Origin of the sequence: Nocardia gamkensis NBRC 108242 (genome assembly GCF_001612985.1) — a bacterium.
GTDB lineage: Bacteria > Actinomycetota > Actinomycetes > Mycobacteriales > Mycobacteriaceae > Nocardia > Nocardia gamkensis.
In genome coordinates this window covers 11,889-31,377 of sequence record NZ_BDBM01000070.1, presented here as the reverse complement: position 1 = coordinate 31,377, position 19,489 = coordinate 11,889, and the positions used below count along the sequence as shown (strand labels likewise).

Genomic DNA, 19,489 nt, shown 5'->3' with positions numbered 1-19,489 from the left:
ACGAGCCGCTCCGCTCCGCCATGAACCGGACCACCGGCGTCAACGGCATCGCGCCGATGCCGCCGCCGGGCGGCTCGGCCAGGGTGGTGGCCGACGCCTCGGCCGCCTCGGTGGTCTCGGCGACGGACGCCAGCCCGGCCACGGTGCGCTGCTCGAAGACGTGCCGCGGGGTGAACACCACGCCGCGCGCCTTGGCCCGCGAGACCAGCTGAATGGAGACGATGCTGTCGCCGCCGAGCGCGAAGAAGGAGTCGTCCACGCCGACCCGCTCCACGCCGAGCACCTCGGCGAACACCTCGGCGATGGTCTGTTCGACCGGGGTGCGGGCCGCGCGGAACACGACCTCGGTGGCGAACACCGGTTCCGGCAGCGCCTTGCGGTCCAGTTTGCCCACCGGGGTGAGCGGCACGTGGTCGATCACCATGATCGACGAGGGCACCATGTAGGCGGGCAGGCGATCCTCGACGTGCGCGGTCAGCGCGGCCACGTCGATCGAGTGTCCCTGCGCGGCGACGACGTACGACACCAGCGACACCGCGCCCGCGGCGCTCCTGTGGCCGACGGTGACCGCGAAGTCGACGGTCTCGTGCGAGGCCAGCGCGGCGTCGATCTCGCCGAGCTCGATGCGGAAACCGCGCACCTTCACCTGGAAGTCGGAGCGGCCTACGTATTCGACAACAAGCGATTCGACTCCTCCTGCGGGCGCGGAGCCTGCGGAGTGCCCGACCCGGGTCCAGCGGACCACGTCACCGGTGCGGTACATCCGTGTGCCGGGCACCGACGGGTTGGCGACGAACCGCTCCGCCGACAGGCCCGGCCGCGCATGATAGCCACGCGCCAGCTGGACGCCCGACAGATACAGCTCACCCGCGACACCCACCGGAACGGGCCGCAGCTGGGCGTCCAGGATCAGCGACTGCATGCCGCGGGTCGGGCCACCGATGGTGACCCGGTCGCCCGGCGCGAGCGCGTCGCTGATGTTGGTCATGATCGTGGTCTCGGTCGGGCCGTAGCCGTTGTGGAAGCGGCGGCCCGAACCGTCGGGCGCGCCACCCCACTTGGCGACCAGATCGGCGGGCACGGCTTCACCACCGGCCACGATCACCCGCATGCCGGCCAGCGCGGCCGAATCCAGCGAGGCGAGCACCGACGGGGTGATGAACGCGTGGGTGACCCGCTCGGCGCGGATCAGCTCGGACAGCTCCTCGCCGCCGTAGACGCCGGGCGGGCAGACCACCAGGGCGCCGCCGCGGCCGATCGCGAGCAGGAATTCCAGGATCGAGGCGTCGAAGCTGGGCGAGGCGAAATGCAGTGCGCGCGTGTCGGAATCGACGTCGTAGCGGGCGTTCTGCTCGTCGCGGAAGTTGGCCAGACCGGCGTGGGTGACCACGACGCCCTTGGGCACACCGGTGGAACCGGAGGTGTAGATGACGTACGCGGGGTGCTCCGGCCGCAGCGGGCGCACCCGGTCGGCGTCGGTGACCGCGGCGTCGTCGAACCCGTCGAGATCCAGTTCGTCGAGCACCAGCCATTCGACCGACTCGGGCAGCTCGGCGCGCACCGAGGCCACGGTGAGACCGATCGGGGAGCCCGAATCGGTGACCATGTGCGCGATGCGGTCGGCCGGGTAGGTGGGGTCGATCGGCACGAACGCGCCGCCGGACTTGGACACCGCCCATTCGGCGAAGTACGACTCGTCCGAGCGCGGCACGGCGACCGCCACCAGGTCCTCGGTGCCGATGCCACGTTCGATCAGCAAGCGGGCCAGGCGGTTGGACCGCGCGTCCAGCTCGCCGTAGGAGACACTTCTCCCCTGGAACACCACGGCGGGCGCCTCGGGATCGATGGCGGCGGCCTCGGCGATCAGGTCCGGCAGCGTCCGCGCGGGCGTGGCAGGCGCGCCGGTGCGCGCGAGCAGGTCGGCCCGCTCGGCGGCGTCGAGCACGTCGATCGCGCCGACGGGGACCGACGCGTCGGCCGCCACCGCCGCGAGCACACGTTCCCAGCGGTCCACGATGGCCGCCGCGGTGGACTCGTCGAACAGCTCGGTGGCGTAGGTGAGCGCCAAGGCCATGGCGCCGGAACCGGTGTCACCGCGCTCGGCGAGGGTGAATTGCAGGTCGAAGCGCGCGACGTTCTCTTCCAGGTCCAGCGCGGACACCGAAAGACCTGGCAACTCCAGGGTGGTGCGCTCCAGGTTCTGGAACGCCAGCATCACCTGGAACAGCGGGTTGCGGGCCTGCGAGCGCTCCGGCGCGAGCAGTTCCACCAGCCGCTCGAACGGCACGTCGGCGTTGCCGTAGGCGTCCAGGTCGGTGCGGCGCACACGGCCGAGCAGGTCGGCGAACGACTCGCCGGGCTCGATGCCGGTGCGCAGCACCAGGGTGTTGACGAACATGCCGACCAGGTCGTCGAGCGCGGCCTCGCCGCGGCCCGCGATCGGGGTGCCGACCGCGACGTCGTCGCTGCCGGACAGGCGCGACAGCAGCACCGCCAGCGCACCGTGCATCACCATGAACAGCGACGCGCCGCGCTGCCGCGCGACCTCCTCCAGCGCCGCGACCAGGTCGCCGGACAGCTCGCGGTGCAGCGTCGCGCCGCGGTGCGAGGCGACGGCCGGACGCGGGCGGTCGGTCGGCAGGGCCAGCTCGTCGGGGACGTCGTCTAGCGCGCGCCGCCAGTACGCGACCTGCTTCGCCAGCAGTGAGTCCGGATCCTCCTCGGAACCCAGGATCTCGCGCTGCCACACCGAGAAGTCGGCGTACTGCACCGCCAGCGGAGCCCAGCCGGGTGCGCTGCCGGTGCTGCGCGCGGTGTAGGCGGCCATCACGTCGCGGGTCAGCGGGCCCATCGAGAAGCCGTCGGCGGCGATGTGGTGCACCACCACGACGAGCACGTGCTCGTCCGGCCCGGCCGCGTACAGCCGGGTGCGCAGCGGAACCTCTTCGGCCACGTCGAATCCGGTGGTGACGAATTCGGTCACCGTCTCGATCAGCCGCTCCTGCCGCACCGGCACGGGGTGCAGATCCAGGACGATGTCCTCGGCGGGCACGATCACCTGGACCGGGGTGCCGCCGTGCTCGGGGTAGCGGGTGCGCAGCGATTCGTGCCTGCGCACCACGTCGGCGACCGCCAGGCGCAGCGCCTCGACGTCCAGCGCGCCGGTGAGCCGGATGGCGATCGGCAGGTTGTAGGCCGCCGAGGCGGTGTCGTACTTGTTCAGGAACCACATGCGCTGCTGCGCGAACGACAGCGGCACCAGTTCGCCCGCCGCGCGCTCCCGCGCGACCAGCCGCTCCCTGGCTGCGCCGTCGGCGTGCGATTCCACCCGCGCGGCAAGCGCTTCCACGGTGGAGGCCTCGAACAGCGTGCGCACGGCGACGGTCGCGCCGAGCGCGGCGCCGATGCGCGCGACCACCCTGGTCGCGATCAGCGAGTTGCCGCCCAGATCGAAGAAGTCGTCGTCCACGCCGACCCGCTCCAGGCCGAGCACGTCGGCGAACACCGCGGCCACGGTTTCCTGCACCGGGGTGACCGGCGCGCGGAAGGCGCGCGAGGTCGCCGTCGGGGCGGGCAGCGCACGGCGGTCCAGCTTGCCGTTGACGGTCAGCGGGATCCACTCCAGCCGCACCACGGCCGAGGGCACCATGTAGGCGGGCAGCTGCTCGGCCGCGCCGTCGCGCACCGCGTCGAGCACCGGCTCCGCGCCGGGCTCGGACACCACGTAGGCGACGATCCGCTGATCGCCAGGCTGGTCCTCGCGCACGATGACCGCGGCCTGCGCGATACCGGGCTGGGCCAGGATCGCCGATTCGATCTCGCCGAGCTCGATGCGGAAGCCGCGCACCTTCACCTGGTCGTCGGCACGGCCCAGGTACTCCAGCTCGCCGAACCGGTTCCAGCGCGCCAGGTCGCCGGAGCGGTACAGTCGCCCGCCCGGCGCGTCGCCCATCGGGTCGGCGACGAAGCGGGTGGCCGACAGGTCCGGACGGCCGAGGTAGCCGCGGGCCAACTGCGGGCCCGCCACGTACATCTCGCCCGAGACGCCGACCGGCACCGGACGCAGCCGGTTGTCGAGCACGTACACCCGGAGACCGGCGATGGCGCGGCCGACCACGCTGCCGGAGGCGGCGGCGATGGTCGCGGCGTCCAGCGCGCGGTAGGACACGTGCACCGTGGTCTCGGTGATGCCGTACATGTTGACCAGCAGCGGCCCGGCAGCGGACGCACCGGTGCCGTCGCCGTGGCGCGCCACCCAGTCCGACAGCCTGCGCAGTTCCAGCGCCTCGCCGCCGAACACCACATACCGCAGCGCCAGCGGCGCGGCGTCGGGCGCGGCGTTCCGGTCGGCCTCGGCCAGCTGGTAGAACGCGGACGGGGTCTGGTTGAGCACCGTGACGCGTTCGGCGCGCAGCAGTTCCAGGAACTGCTCCGGCGAGCGCGAGGTGTAGTAGTCGACCACCACGAGGGTGCCGCCGAACAGCAGCGGACCCCACAGCTCCCACACCGAGAAGTCGAACGCGTAGCTGTGGAACAGCGTCCAGGTGTCCTCGGGCCCGAAACCGAAGTCACGGTCGGTGTTCGCGAACAAACGCACCACATTGCGGTGCGCGACCGCGACGCCCTTGGGGCGGCCGGTCGAGCCGGAGGTGTAGATCACGTACGCGACGTTGTCCGGGGTGAGCGCCGCGTTGCGGTCGGCGTCGGTGATCGGCGCGTCGTCGGCGTCCTCGACGTTGCCGGTCTCCACCGCGAACCCGTCCAGTACGACGGCGGGCAGCCCGGCGGGCACCTCGACCTGCACCGTGGAGTCGAGCACCACGCTGGTGGGCCGGGAATCGGCGAGCACGTAGGCGATGCGCTCGGCCGGGTAGGTCGGGTCGACCGGAACGTAACCCGCGCCGGTCTTCACCACGGCCAGCAGCGCGACCACGAGGTCCAGCGACCGCGGCAGGATCACCGCGACCAAGGTCTCCGGTCCCGCGCCGTCGCTGATCAGCCTGCGCGCCAGCACATTCGCGCGCCGGTCCAGCTCGGCGTAGGTCAGCGTCTCCACACCGAAGCGCGCCGCGATCCGGTTCGGGTGCGCGGCGACGGCCGCGTCGAACAACCCGACCAGCGTGATGTCGGGATCGGCGAACGCGCCCGCGACGCTCTCGGCGCCGGAGGACACCCAGCGCTGCGACACGTCCAGCCGCTCGCCCTCGCCGAGCAGATCGATATCGCCGATGGCGACCCGCGGATCCTCGGCGACACCGCGCAGGATGCGCACGAAACGGTCGGCGAACGCGGCCACCGTCTCCGGGTCGAACAGTTCGGTGGCGTAGTTCCACGACAGCGTCAGCCCGCCCTCGGCGGACTCGCCGACGGTGAGCTGCACGTCGAATTTCGATGTGCCCGGGTCGAACTCGACGGCGGCGACGTCGAGGCCGCCGGGCAGCGCGACGGTGCCGAGATCGGCCGCCGAGGCGGCCTCGAAGGTCAGCGCGACCTGGAACAGCGGATGGTGCGCCTGCGAGCGCACCGGGCTGAGCACATCGACCAGCCGCTCGAACGGCACGTCGGCGTTGGCGAAGGCGGCCAGATCGGTGCGGCGCACCTGGTCGAGCAGCTCGTCGAAGCGAGCGCTCGGATCGACTTCGCTGCGCAGCACGAGCGTGTTGACGAACATGCCGACGACGTCGTCGAGCGCGCGTTCACCGCGGCCCGCGATCGGGGTGCCGATCGCGACATCGGTGCTGCCCGACAGCCGGCCCGCCCACACCGCGAGCGCGGCGTGCACCACCATGAACAGCGTCACGCCACGGGCGCGCGCGAGCTCCGACAGCGCTTCGTGCACTTGCGCGTCGACCGAGAAATCGTGCGTGCCACCGGCATTGGAGGCGCTCTCCGGCCGCGGCCGGTCGGCGGGCAGTTCGATCTGGTCGGGCAGGTCGCGCAGCTGTTCGGTCCAGTAGGCGATCTGCCGGGCCGCGACGGAATCCGCGTCGTCCTCGGCGCCGAGCACCTCACGCTGCCACAGCGCGTAGTCGGCGTACTGCACCTCGAGCGGGGCCCAGGACGGCACCTCGCCGCGGGCGCGCTCGGTGTAGGCGAGCACGACATCGCGCAGCAGCGGCCGCAGCGAGAAGCCGTCCGCGCTGATGTGGTGCATGACCAGCACCGCGACGTGGTCGGTGGCCGACAGCGCGAGCAGGCTCGCCCGGAACCCGATCTCGGCGGTCACGTCGAAACCGGCGCTCGCCAGCTCGACGATCCGCGCGGGCAGCTCGTCCGCCCCGACGGGTTCGGCGACCAGGTCGAAGGCGACCTCGCTCACCGGCAGCACACGCTGGTAGCCGGTGCCCTCCACCTCGGGGTAGATCGTGCGCAGCGCCCCGTGCCGCGCGAGCACGTCGCCGATGGCGGCGCCGAGCGCGGCGATGTCCAGCTCACCGGTCAGCCGCAGCGCGACCGGGATGTTGTTCACCGCGGTGCGGTTGTCGAACCGGTTGAGGAACCACATCCGCTGCTGGGCGAGCGAGAGCGGCACCAGCTCGGGGCGCTCCCGCGCGACCAGCGGCGTCCGGCCGCCCTCTCCCGCGGCCGATTCCACCTTCGTCGCCAGCGCGACCACGGTGGACGCCTCGAACAGCGCGCGCACCGGAACCTGGGTGTTCAGCGCCTCGCCGAGCCGCGCCGCCACCTGCGTGGCGACCAGCGAGTTGCCGCCCAGCTCGAAGAAGTCGTCGTCCAGGCCGACCCGCTCCACGCCGAGCACCTCGGCGAAGGTCTCGGCCACGATCTCCTGCACCGGCGTGGCGGGCGCGCGGAACACCTTTGCCTCGAACACCGGGTCCGGCAGCGCCTTGCGATCCAGCTTGCCGGAGGCGTTCAGCGGGAACTCATCGAGCACCACGTAGGCCGCGGGCACCATGTACCCGGGCAGCCGCGCGCCGAGTTCGGCCTTGACCGACTCGACGTCCACCACCCGGTCCGGGTCGGTCACCAGGTACGCGACCAGCTGGTCACCGGTCCGCTCATCGGTGCGCACCACGACCACCGCCTGCGCCACCGACTCCAGCGCCGTCAGCGCCGACTCGATCTCGCCCAGCTCGATGCGCAGACCGCGCACCTTCACCTGGAAGTCGGTGCGGCCCAAGTACTCCAGCTCACCGTCTTCGGTCCAGGCCACCAGGTCGCCGGTGCGGTACATCCGCGCGGCGTCGCCGAACGGGTTGGCCACGAAACGCTCGGTGGTCAGGTCGGGGCGGCCGACATAGCCGTGCGCCAGCTGCGCGCCCGCGAGGTACAGCTCGCCGGGCACGCCGACCGGGACCGCCCGCAGGCGCGAATCCAGCACGTACACCTGCGTGTTGAACACCGGGGCGCCGATCGGCACCGACACCGTGTCGTCCTCGGTCACCTCGTGGAAGGTGACGTCGACCGCGGCCTCGGTCGGACCGTACAGGTTGTGCAGCCGCGCGCCGGTCAGCTCGCGCAATTTCTGCGCGGTCACCGCGGGCAGCGCCTCACCGGAGGCGAACACGTTACGCAGGCTGACACATTCGGCCGCGCGTTCCTCGGCCACGAACACCGACAGCATCGACGGCACGAAGTGCACCGTGGTGACCTGCTCGTCGACGATCAGCCGCGCCAGGTACGCGGGATCGCGATGGCCGTCCGGCTTCGCCACCACCAATCGGGCGCCGACCTGCAACGGCCAGAAGAACTCCCACACCGACACGTCGAAGGTCGCGGGCGTCTTCTGCAACACCACGTCGTAGGCCGCCAACCCGTATTCGGCGTGCATCCACACCAGGCGGTTGACGATCGCGGCGTGCGAGACCGCCACACCCTTCGGGCGGCCGGTCGAACCGGAGGTGAAGATCACGTACGCGGTGTTGGCCGGACGCAGCGGCTTGTGCCGGTCGGCGTCGGTCAGCGGGCCGTCGGCGAATTCCGACAGGTCGAGCTGATCGATGCGCACCTGCCTGGAGACGGTGGTCTCCAGGTCGGTGCCGGAGGTCAGCACGCACACCGGGCGCGCGGTCTCGAGGATGTAGTCGATGCGCTCGGCCGGATGGTCCGGATCCAGCGGCACGTACGCGCCGCCCGCGGCGTTCACCGCGTACATGCCGACCACCAGGTCGATCGAGCGGCGCATGCCGAGGGCCACATACGATTCCGGCCCGACGCCGTTGACCTTGAGCCAGCGCGCCAACCGGTGCACCCGGCGGGCGAACTCGGCGTAGGAGAGACTGGCCCCCTCGAACGTGACCGCGGGACTGTCCGGGGTGCGCGCGACCTGCGCCTCGAACAGCGAGACCAGGGTCGCGGCGGCGTCGCCGACCGGCGAGGTGAGCGCGGCGTCGACCGGGAACTCGGTGGCGTTCCACCGCTCGATCACCAACGACCGCTCGGCGTCGTCCAGCAGATCGATGTCGCCGACGGTGACCGACGGCTCGTCCGCGACCCCGCGCAGCACCCGCACGAAACGCTCGGCGAAGGTACCGGCGAACACGCCGTCGAACAGATCGGTGGCGTAGACGAGTTCGGCGTCCATCGCCGCCTCGCCGCCGGGGACCTCGCTGAGCGTGAGCTGGAGGTCGAACTTCGCCGTCGGCTGGTCGATGCCCAGCTCGGAGACGGTGAGCCCGGGCAGCTCCAGCGCGGTGCGGCCGAGGTTCTGGAACGACAGCATCACCTGGAACAGCGGGTGGCGCGCCTGCGAGCGGGCCGGGTTGAGTACCTCGACCAGCCGCTCGAACGGCACGTCGGCGTGCGCGAACGCCTGCAGGTCGCGCTCGCGGACCCGGGCGAGCAGGTCGGCGAACGACTCGGCGGTGTCCACCTGAGCGCGCAGCACCAGGGTGTTGACGAACATGCCGACCAGATCGTCGAGCGCCTGCTCACCGCGACCGGCGACCGGGATGCCGACGGCGATGTCGTCGGAGCCGCTCAACCGTGCGAGCAGTGCGGCGAAGGCGCTGTGCACCACCATGAACAGCGTGCCGCCGTGCGTCTGCGCGACCCGGTTCAGGTCCTCGATGAGATCGCCCGGCACGCGGAACCGGTAGGTGCCCGCGCCGTAGGAGGCCACGGCGGGCCGCGGACGACCGGCCAGGCGCAGTTCGTCGGGCAGACCGGCCAGCGCATCGCGCCAGTAGTCGAGCTGCTCGGAGATCAGCGACGTCGGGTCGTCCTCGGAGCCCAGCGTGTCGCGCTGCCACAGCGCGAAGTCCACGTACTGGACCGCCAGCGGCGGCCAGCCCGGCTGGGCCGCGGAGGTACGCGCCACGTAGGCGGTCATCAGATCGCGCACCAGCGGCCGCATGGAGAAGCCGTCGGCCGCGATGTGGTGCACCACGACGACCAGGACGTAGTCGTCCGGACCGAGCCGGTAGGCGCGCAGGCGCACCGGCGCCTGGCTGGTCACGTCGAAGCCGCGCTCGACGAATTCGTAGAGCACGCCGAGCAACTGCCCCTCGGCCACCTCGACCACGTCCAGCTCGGGGATGGCCCTTGCGGCGTTCAGCACCCGCTGGTAGGCCACGCCGTCACGCGACGGGTAGATCGTGCGCAGCGATTCGTGCCGCGCGACCACGTCGGCAATCGCACCGCGCAGCGCGTCCAGATCCAGCGCGCCTTCCAGCCGCACCGCGGCCGGGATGTTGTTCGCGGCGGAGTCGGCATCGAAGCGGTTGAGGAACCACATCCGCTGCTGGGCGAGCGACAGCGGCGGGTGCTCGGGACGCACCTGTGCCGTGAGCGCCTGGCGCGCACCGCTTCCGGCGTGCGACTCGACCCGGGCGGCCAGCGTGGCCACGGTCGGAGCCTCGAACAGCACGCGCACACCGACCTCGGTGTTCAGCGCCGCGCTGAGGCGGGCGACCACCTGGGTGGCCACCAGCGAGTTGCCGCCGAGTTCGAAGAAGTCGTCGTCCACGCCGACGCGCGGCACGCCGAGCAGGTCGGCGAAGATCTCCGCGACGATCTCCTCGATCGGCGTCGACGGCGCGCGGAAGATCCTGGCCTCGAACACCGGGGCGGGCAGCGCCCTGCGGTCCAGCTTGCCGGAGGCGTTGACCGGGAAGGCGTCCAGCACGACCAGCGCGGCCGGGATCATGTAGCCCGGCAATGCCGTGGCGAGCGCGGCCTTCACCTCGTCGATGTCGACGGCCACATACGGTTCGCATACCAGGTAGCCCACCAGCTGATCGCCGGCGTGCGCGTCGGAGCGCAGCACGACCACCGACTGCGCGATCCCGGGCTGCGCCAGCAGCGCGGCCTCGATCTCCCCCAGCTCGATGCGCAGGCCGCGCAGCTTCACCTGGAAGTCGGTGCGGCCCAAGTAGTCCAGCTCGCCACCGGGGGTCCAGGCCACCAGGTCGCCGGTGCGGTACATCCGCTCGCCCGGGGCGCCGTAGGGGTTGGCCACGAACCGGTCGGCGGTCAGGTCGGAGCGCCCCAGGTAGCCGAGCGCCAGCTGCTCACCCGCGAGATACAGCTCACCCGCGACACCCGGCGCGACCGGGTGCAGGCGGCTGTCGAGCACGAAGACGCGGGTGTTCCACACCGGGCGTCCGATCGGCACCGACACCGCGTCGGCTTCGGTCGCCTCGTGGTACGTCACGTCGACGGCGGCCTCGGTCGGGCCGTACAGGTTGTGCAGCCGCGCGCCGGTCAGCTCGCGCAAACGCTGCGCGGTCTGCGCGGGCAGCGCCTCACCGGAGGCGAAGACCTGCCGCAGCCGCGGCACGGGCAGCCCGTCGCCGTTCTCGTTGCCCAGCGTGGAGACGAAGACCGAGAGCATCGACGGCACGAAATGCGCCGTGGTGATCTGCTCATCGGCGATGATCCGGGACAGGTACACCGGGTCGCGATGCCCGTCCGGCTTCGCGACGACCAGCCTGGCCCCGGTCTGCAACGGCCAGAAGAACTCCCACACCGACACGTCGAAGGTGGCGGGCGTCTTCTGCAGCACCGCGTCCTCGCGGCCGATCGGGTACTCGTGCTGCATCCACAGCAGCCGGTTGACGATCGCGGAATGGCTGACCGCCACACCCTTCGGGCGACCGGTGGAACCGGAGGTGAAGATCACGTACGCGGTGTTCTCCGGCCGCAGCGGGCGGGTGCGTTCGGCGTCGGTGATCGGCGCGCCGCTGGTCGCGGCGAAACCGGGCACCCCCTCGATGCCCTCCACCGACAGCGCGGTGACCTCCGGCTGCGGGTCCAGGCCGAAGCCATCCGCCGAGCGGTAGAGGATCATCCGCGGACGCGCGGTCTCGATGATGTAGTTGACCCGGTCGGCGGGCTGATCCGGATCCAACGGCAGATAGGCCGCACCGGTCTGCACCACCGCGTACATCGCGACGACCAGTTCGGTGGAACGCCGCAGCGCCAGCGCCACCAGCGATTCCGGGCCGACGCCCGCGCCGATCAGCTGCCGGGCGATGCGGTTGGCCCGTTCCTGGAACTGGCGGTAGGTCAGCCGCTCGCCTTCGAAGTCCAGCGCGATCGCGTCGGGCGTGGCCGCCGCCTGCGCGTCGAACAGCGAGACCAGCGTCACGTGCTGGTCCACCGGGTGCCCGGTGTCGTTCCAATCGACCAGCACCCGCGCGCGTTCCTCGGACGCGAGCAGATCGATGTCGCCGATCGGCACGTCCGGGTCGGCGGTCACGGCGGCGAGGATGCGGTCCAGGCGGCGGGCGAACGCCGCGACGGTCGGCTCGTCGAAAAGGTCCAGCGCGTAGGAGAACTCGGCCGACATACCCGCCGAGTCGCCCTGTTCGTCCTGGGTCTCCGAGAGGGTCAGTTGCAGGTCGAACTTGGCCAGCCGGGCGTCGTAGTCGATGCCGTTGACCGAGAGGCCCGGCAGTTCCAGATTGGCCTGACGGGTGTTCTGGAAGGTCAGCATCACCTGGAACAGCGGGTGACGCGCCTGCGAACGGGCCGGGTTGAGCACCTCGACCAGCCGCTCGAACGGCACGTCGGCGTGCGCGAACGCGTGCAGGTCGGTCTCGCGGGCGTGCGCGAGCAGATCGGCGAAGCTCGTCGCGCCGTCCACCTCGGTGCGCAGCACGAGGGTGTTGACGAACATGCCGATCAGGTCGTCCAGCGCGGCCTCGCCGCGACCGGCGACCGGGGTGCCGATCGCGATGTCGCCGGTGCCGCTGGACCGGGCCAGCAACACCGCCAGCGCGCTGTGCAGCACCATGAACAACGACGCGTTGTGCCTGCGGCCCAGCTCGATCAGGGCGCGCTGGGTCTCGCCGGAGATCACGAACGGGTAGGTGCCGCCGCGGTAGGAGGCGACGGCCGGGCGCGGCCGGTCCGAGGGCAGCACCAATTCGTCGGGCAGATCGGCCAGTTCGCGCGTCCAGTAGCGGATCTGGTTGGAGATCAGCGAACTCGGGTCGTCCTCGGAACCGAGCACCTCGCGCTGCCACAGCGCGTAGTCGGCGTACTGCACCGGCAGCGCCGACCAGGCCGGCGCCTCCCACGACGTGCGGGCGGCGTAGGCCACCATGACGTCGCGGGCCAGCGGGCCCATCGACCAGCCGTCGGCCGAGATGTGGTGCACCACCATGCCGAGCACGTACTCGGTCTCGCTGATCTCGAACAGCCGGGCGTGCAACGGCACTTCGTTGGTCACGTCGAACGCCATCGAGGCCAGCTCGACCAGGTGATCGATCAGATTGTGCTCGGTCACCGGCACCGGGGTCAGGTCCGGCACGATCTGCGCGGCGTCCAGCACCACCTGCACCGGGCCGGACTTGGTCTCCGGGAACACCGTTCGCAGCGACTCGTGCCGGTCGATCACGTCGATGACCGCCACCTGCAACGCGGCGATGTCCAGATCACCGGACAGCCGGATGGCGACCGGGATGTTGTTGACCGCCGAGGAGGTGTCGAACCGGTTCAGGAACCACATGCGCTGCTGTGCCAGCGACAACGGCACCTGCTCCGGACGGTTCCTGGCGACCAGCGCCTTGCGCGCGCCGTCACCGGCGTGCGACTCCACCCGCGCGGCCAGCGCCGCGACGGTGGACGCCTCGAACAGCATGCGCACGGGCACCCTGGTGTCCAGCGCGATGCCGAGGCGGGAGGCGACCTGGGTGGCGATCAGCGAGTTGCCGCCGAGCTCGAAGAAGTCGTCGTCCACGCCGACGCGGGAGATGCCGAGCACCTCACCGAAGATCTGCGCGACGATCTCCTCGATCGGCGTGGTCGGAGCGCGGAATTCGCGCACCTCGAACACCGGGGCGGGCAGCGCCTTGCGGTCCAGCTTGCCGGAGGCGTTCAGCGGGAACGCCTCGAGCACCACGATCGCCGAGGGCACCATGTACGCGGGCAGCGTGCGGTGCAGGGCGTTCTTGATGTTGTCGATGTCGACCGGGCCACCGGTGCTGACCACATAGGCGACCAGCTGGTCACCCGCGACGGTCTCCATCACCAGCACGACGGCCTGGTTGACGGCCGGATGGTCCAGCAGCGCTGTCTCGATCTCGCCGAGCTCGATGCGCTGGCCGCGGAATTTCACCTGGAAGTCGGTGCGGCCGATGTACTCCAGCACGCCCGCGCTGCCCACCTCGGGATCGCGCGGCTGCACCCAGCGCACCAGGTCGCCGGTGCGGTACAGGCGGGAGCCGGGCGCGCCGAACGGGTCGGCGACGAAGCGTTCGGCGGACAGGTCGGGGCGGCCGTGGTAGCCGCGGGCGGTCTGCACGCCGCCGAGATACAGCTCGCCGGGCACACCGACCGGAACGGGCGCGAGGCCCTCGTCCAGCACATAGGTCTGCGCGTTCCACACCGGGCGGCCGATCGGCACCGACGTGGGCGCGACCTCGTTGAGGTGCCAGGCGGTGGCGTGCACGGTGAACTCGGTGGGGCCGTACAGGTTGTGCACCGCGGCGGTGGAGAACTGCCGGAACGCGGTGACGGTCGCGGGCGGCAGCGCCTCACCGGCGACGAGAACCGCACGCAGCGAAGCGCATTCGGCCGTGGACGCGGCCCCGGCGAACACCGAGAGCATGGACGGCACGAACGAGGTCATGGTGACCCGGTGCCGTCCGATGATCTCCGAGAGGTAGATCGGATCGCGGTGGCCGTCGGGCGCGGCGATCAGCATGCGGGCGCCGACAGCCAGCGTGCCGAACAGCTCCCACACCGACACGTCGAAGGTGACCGGCGTCTTCTGCAGGATCACGTCGGCGGGGCCGATGCGGTACTCGCCGGTGATCCAGGCGATCTGGTTGACCACCGACGCGTGACTGACCGCGACGCCCTTGGGGCGGCCGGTGGAGCCGGAGGTGTACAGCACGTACGCGGTGTTGGTGGCCCGCAGCGGCGCGCGGCGCTCGGCGTCGGTGACGGGTCCGTCGCCGAATTCGCTCAGGTCCAGCGTGTCCAGCGTCAGCACCGGGATGCCCGCGGCGGTGACGTTGTCGGCGGTGGTGGTGAGCACGCACACCGGCGAAGAGCTGTCGAGCACGTATTCGGTGCGCTCGGCCGGGTGGTCGGGATCGATCGGCACGTAGCCGCCGCCCGCGGTCAGCGTGGCGTAGATCGCCACCAGCATGTCCACCGACCGGCGGATACCTACGGCGACCAGCGTTTCCGGGCCCACGCCCGCGTCGATCAGCTTGCGCGCCAGGCGGTTGACCCGGGTGGCGAACTCGGCGTAGGTCAGCTCGATCGGCAGGCCGAATTCGTCCGCGCCGCGCGAGCCGCCGTCGAACACGACGGCGGGGTCGTCGGGCCTGCTCCGCACCTGCTCGGAGAACAGCTCGAGCACGGTGGTGGCGGGCACGTCGTGACCGGTGTGGTTCCACTCGGTCAGCACCCGGGCGCGCTCGGCGTCGTCGAGGATCTCGATGTCGCGCACGGCGGTTCCCGGCGCGGCGACGGCCGCTTCCAGCACGCGCTGGTAGCGGCGGCCGAACTCGGCGACGGTCGGCGCGTCGAACAGGTCGGTGGCGAAGGAGATGACCGCGCCCATACCCGCGGGCTCGCCGTCGGCGCCCCGCTCCTCGGTGACCGTCCACTGGAGGTCGAACTTGGCGATGTCGACCTCGAGCTCGTCGGCGGTGACCGAGAGGCCGGGCAGTTCCAGGGTCGCGTGCGACATCTCCTGGAACGACAGCATCACCTGGAACAGCGGGTGGCGCGCCTGCGAGCGGGTCGGGTTGAGCACCTCGACCAGGCGCTCGAAGGGCACGTCCGCGAACGCGAACGCGGCGAGGTCGGTTTCCCTGGTGCGGCCGAGGAATTCGGCGAACGGCTCGCTGCCGTCCACCTCCGAACGCAGCACGAGGGTGTTGACGAACATGCCGATCAGGTCGTCGAGCGCCTGCTCGCCACGTCCGGCGACCGGCGTACCGATCGCGATGTCGCTGGTGCCGGACAACCGGGCCAGCAGCACGGCCAGCGAGGCGTGCATGACCATGAACAGGCTGACGCCCTGCGCGCGGGCCAGCGCGACCAGACGCCGGTGCAACTCGACGTCGATGTCGAAGCTCACCCGGCTGCCGTGGAAGCTCTGCACCGGCGGGCGCGGGCGGTCCGCGGGCAGGTCGAGCTGATCCGGCAGGCCCGCGAGAGCCCTTCGCCAGTAGGCGATCTCGCGCGCCGCCATGGACGCGGGGTCGGACTCCGCGCCGAGCAACTCGCGCTGCCACACACTGAAGTCCTGGTACTGCACCGGCAGCGGCGCCCAGCTCGGCGCCTCGCCCGCGGTGCGGGACAGGTAGGCGGCGGCCACGTCGCGGGCCAGCGGGCCGAAGGAGAAGCCGTCGGCGGCGATGTGGTGCACGACGAACGCCACCGCGTAGTCGGCGACGCCGTTGCCGCGCCCGCCGGTGACCGCGAACACCCGCACCCGGATCGGCAGTTCCCGCGAGACGTCGAAGCCGCGCGCGGCGAATTCGGCCAGCGCGCCGTGCAATTCGGCCTCGTCGATCGGCTGCACCTCGATGCCGAGATCGACCTGGTCGACCGGAAGCACCTGCTGGTAGCCGCCGTCGCCGGACTCCGGGAAGATCGTGCGCAGCGACTGCTGCCGCTCGACCACGTCCAGCAGCGCCGACTGCAACGCCGCCAGGTCCACCTGGCCGCGCAACCGCACCACGAACGGCAGGTTGTAGGTCGGCACGGTGGGGTCGAACTGGTTGATGAACCACATGCGCTGCTGCGCCAGCGACAGCGGCACCCGCTCGGGGAGCTGCTGGGCCACCAGCGGCGGACGCGATTCGCCTACCGGAGCGGCGTTCTCCGCACGCGCCGCGATACCGGCGACGGTCGGGGTCTCGAACAGCGCGCGCACCCCGATCTGGGTGCCGAACGCGGCGCCGATGCGCGCCACCACCTGGGTGGCGACCAGCGAGTTGCCGCCCAGCTCGAAGAAGTTGTCGTCGATGCCGATGCGCTCCTGGCTGAGCACGTCGGCGAAGATGCCCGCCACGATCTGCTCGGCCTGGGTGCGCGGGGCACGGAAATCACCGGCGTCGGCGCTGAACACCGGCTCCGGCAGGGCCTTGCGGTCCAGCTTGCCGCTGGTGTTGAGCGGGAAGGCGTCCAGCACCATGATCGAGGCGGGCACCATGTAGCCGGGCAGCTTCTCGGCGGCGAACCTGGTCAGCTCCACCGGTTCCACGGTGTGGCCGGGCGCGGGAACGACGTAGGCCACCAGCTGCTGACCGGTGGCGGTGTCCACCACCAGCACCACGGCCTGGCTGACCGCGGGATGGGCGAGCAGATCGGTCTCGATCTCGCCCAGCTCGATGCGCTGGCCGCGGAACTTCACCTGGAAGTCGGTGCGGCCGATGTATTCCAGTGTGCCCGCGTCGTTCCAGCGCACCAGGTCGCCGGTGCGGTACATCCGCGCTCCGGCTTCGACCCCGGACCCGCACCCCGCCAGCGGGTTGGCGACGAAGCGGTCCGACGTCAGGTCGGGACGGCCGCGGTAGCCGCGCGCGAGCTGGCGCCCGCCGAGGTACAGCTCACCCGGCGCGCCGATCGCGGCCGGGCGCAGCCGCGAATCCAGCACGTACACCTGGACGTTCCACTCCGGGATACCGATCGGCACGGTCACCGTGTCGGCGGCCGTCGCCTCCCAGTAGGTCACCGAGACCGCGGCCTCGGTGGGGCCGTAGAGGTTGTGCAAGCCCGCCGGAGCGGAGCCTGCGGAGCGACCATCGGGCGCAGTGGTGATCTCTCTGAATTTCGCCGCGGTCTCCGGCGGCAGCGCTTCACCGATCACGAAAACCGCGCGCAGCGTGGCGCATTGGGCCGGGGTGGCGTGCGCGACGAACACGGTGAGCATGGACGGGACGAAGTCGGTCACGGTGACCCCGTGCCGGGAGATCATCTCCGCCACGTACAGCGGGTCGCGATGCCCGTCCGGCGACGCGATGACCAGCTTCGCGCCCACCAGCAGCGGCAGGAAGTAGCCCCACAGCGACACGTCGAACGTGGTCGCGGTCTTCTGCAGGTACACATCCGCCGCGGTCAGCCGGTACTCGTCGAGCATCCACAGCTGCTGGTTGACGATCGCGTGGTGGGTGACCGCCACGCCCTTGGGGCGACCGGTCGAACCCGAGGTGTAGATGACGTAGGCGGTGTTGTCCGGCCGCAGCGGCGCGAGCCGGTCGGCGTCGGTGACCGGGTCCGGCGCGTACGCCGAGGTGTCCAGGGTGTCGATCTCCACCCGGCGCACCGACTCCGGCAGTTCCAGCTCGTCGGCCGAGTGCGTCAGCACGCACACCGGCGCGGCGCTGTCGAGGATGTAGGCGGTGCGCTCGGCCGGGTGATCCGGATCGATCGGCACGTACGCGCCACCGGCCTTCAGCACCGCGTGCATGCCGATCACCAGCTCCAGCGAGCGGCGCATGCCCAGCGCGACCAGCGACTCCGGGCCGACGCCGTCGGCGATCAGGAAGCGGGCCAGCCGGTTCACCCGGGCGTCGAACTCCGCGTACGTCAGCGTCGCGCCCTCGAAGTCGAGCGCGATGTTGTCCGGGGTCAGCGGGATCTGCGCGTCCAGTAGCGCCGCGAGCGTGGTCTCCGGGACGTCCTGCTCGGAGTCGTTCCACTCCAGCAGCGTCCGTTCGCGTTCGCCCGCGGTGGCGACCGGCAGGCTCCACACCCGCTCGTCCACGGCCGCCGTGAGGAAGCGGTCGAAGAACTCGAGGAAGCGGCCGTGGTGACGGCGCGCCTCGTCCTCGGTGTAGAGGTTGGGATTGGTCTCGAAGTCGATGTGCGAGCGAGTGCCCGCGACCGACTGGTAGAAGTTGACGCCCAGATCCTCGATGCTGCCGGTGGACAGCACGTGCATCTGACCGACGACCGGCCCGAGCGCGATCTCGTCGTGGAACAGCATGATGTTGACCCACGGCCCGAAGAACTCGGTGGTCACCACGCCGTCACCGGCCGCGTCGCGACGGATGTCCTCGTGCCGGTAGCGCTGGTGGCGCAGCGCGCCGGAGACCTCGATCTGGACCTGCTTGAGCAGCTCGGACACCGTGGTGTCGTGGCCGACGTGCAGCCGCAGCGGCACGATGTTCGACGACACACCGCCGGAGCGGCGCATCGCGGCGGTGGTGCGCGCGGTCACCGGCAGGCTGAGGATGACGTCCTCGACGCCGTTCCACTGCGCCAGGTACGCGGCGAAACCGGCCAGCAGCAGGCCGGCGGGCGACGAATCGTGTCGCGCGACCGCCGCTTCCAGCTGGACGTTCTGCTCGTCCGACAGCGCGGCGCTGGCGATCCCGTTGATCGCGGCAGGCGGCGCGGAACGGCCGGTCAGGCTGGTGCCTTCCTCCAGCCCGGCCACGCGCTGGGCCCAGTACTCCTTGTCGGAGGCGAAGCGGGTGCTGTCCCGGTAGGCGATCTCCTGCTCGTAGAGCGTGGGCAGATCGGTCGCCTTGGACGGCGCGGGTTCGGCGCCGGTGGCGTAGGCGGTGTACAGCTCGGCGATCCGGTTGACGTTCGTCATGGCGCCGAAGCCGTCGAGCGCGATGTGGTGCGAGCGGGAGTACCAGTACCAGTGATCGTCGGCCAGGCGCAGCGCGGCGGCCTTGATCAGGCGATCGGTGGTCAGGTCCAGCGGGCGGCTGTACTCGGCGCGCATCCAGGCCAGCGCGGCGGCTTCCGGGTCGTCCTCGTCGCGCAGGTCGACGTACTCGACCCGGTCGTAGTCGCCGATCGAGTGGTCGACGAACTGCAACGGCTCGCCGTCGCGCTCGACGATGCGCAGGAAGCCGGAGCCGAGCTCATGCGAGGCATCGATACTGGCCCGGCTGAGCAGCTCGACATCCAGCTCGCCGCGCAGGTCGACGTACTGCGCGATGTTGACCGGCACCTGCGGGTCCACGTGCTGCGCGTACCAGATGCCCAGCTGAGCAGGTGACAACGGGAAGGCGCCGGACAGGCCGGGTTCTACCCCGGAACCAGCGTGTGCCCGTTCGCCACCAGTTTCGCCGTTGCCGCCGAAATCCAGCCGGTCCAA

Annotated in this window: 1 protein-coding gene (running past one end of the window); it reads right to left on the bottom strand. The window is 71.1% G+C overall.

The window, feature by feature from the left end; translation table 11 throughout:
• On the bottom strand, positions 1-19,489 hold part of the coding region annotated (locus NG1_RS32365; protein WP_062977290.1) for a non-ribosomal peptide synthase/polyketide synthase (this coding region is incomplete at its 3' end). Its footprint begins 9,868 nt before the window's first position; 19,489 of 29,357 annotated nt are visible.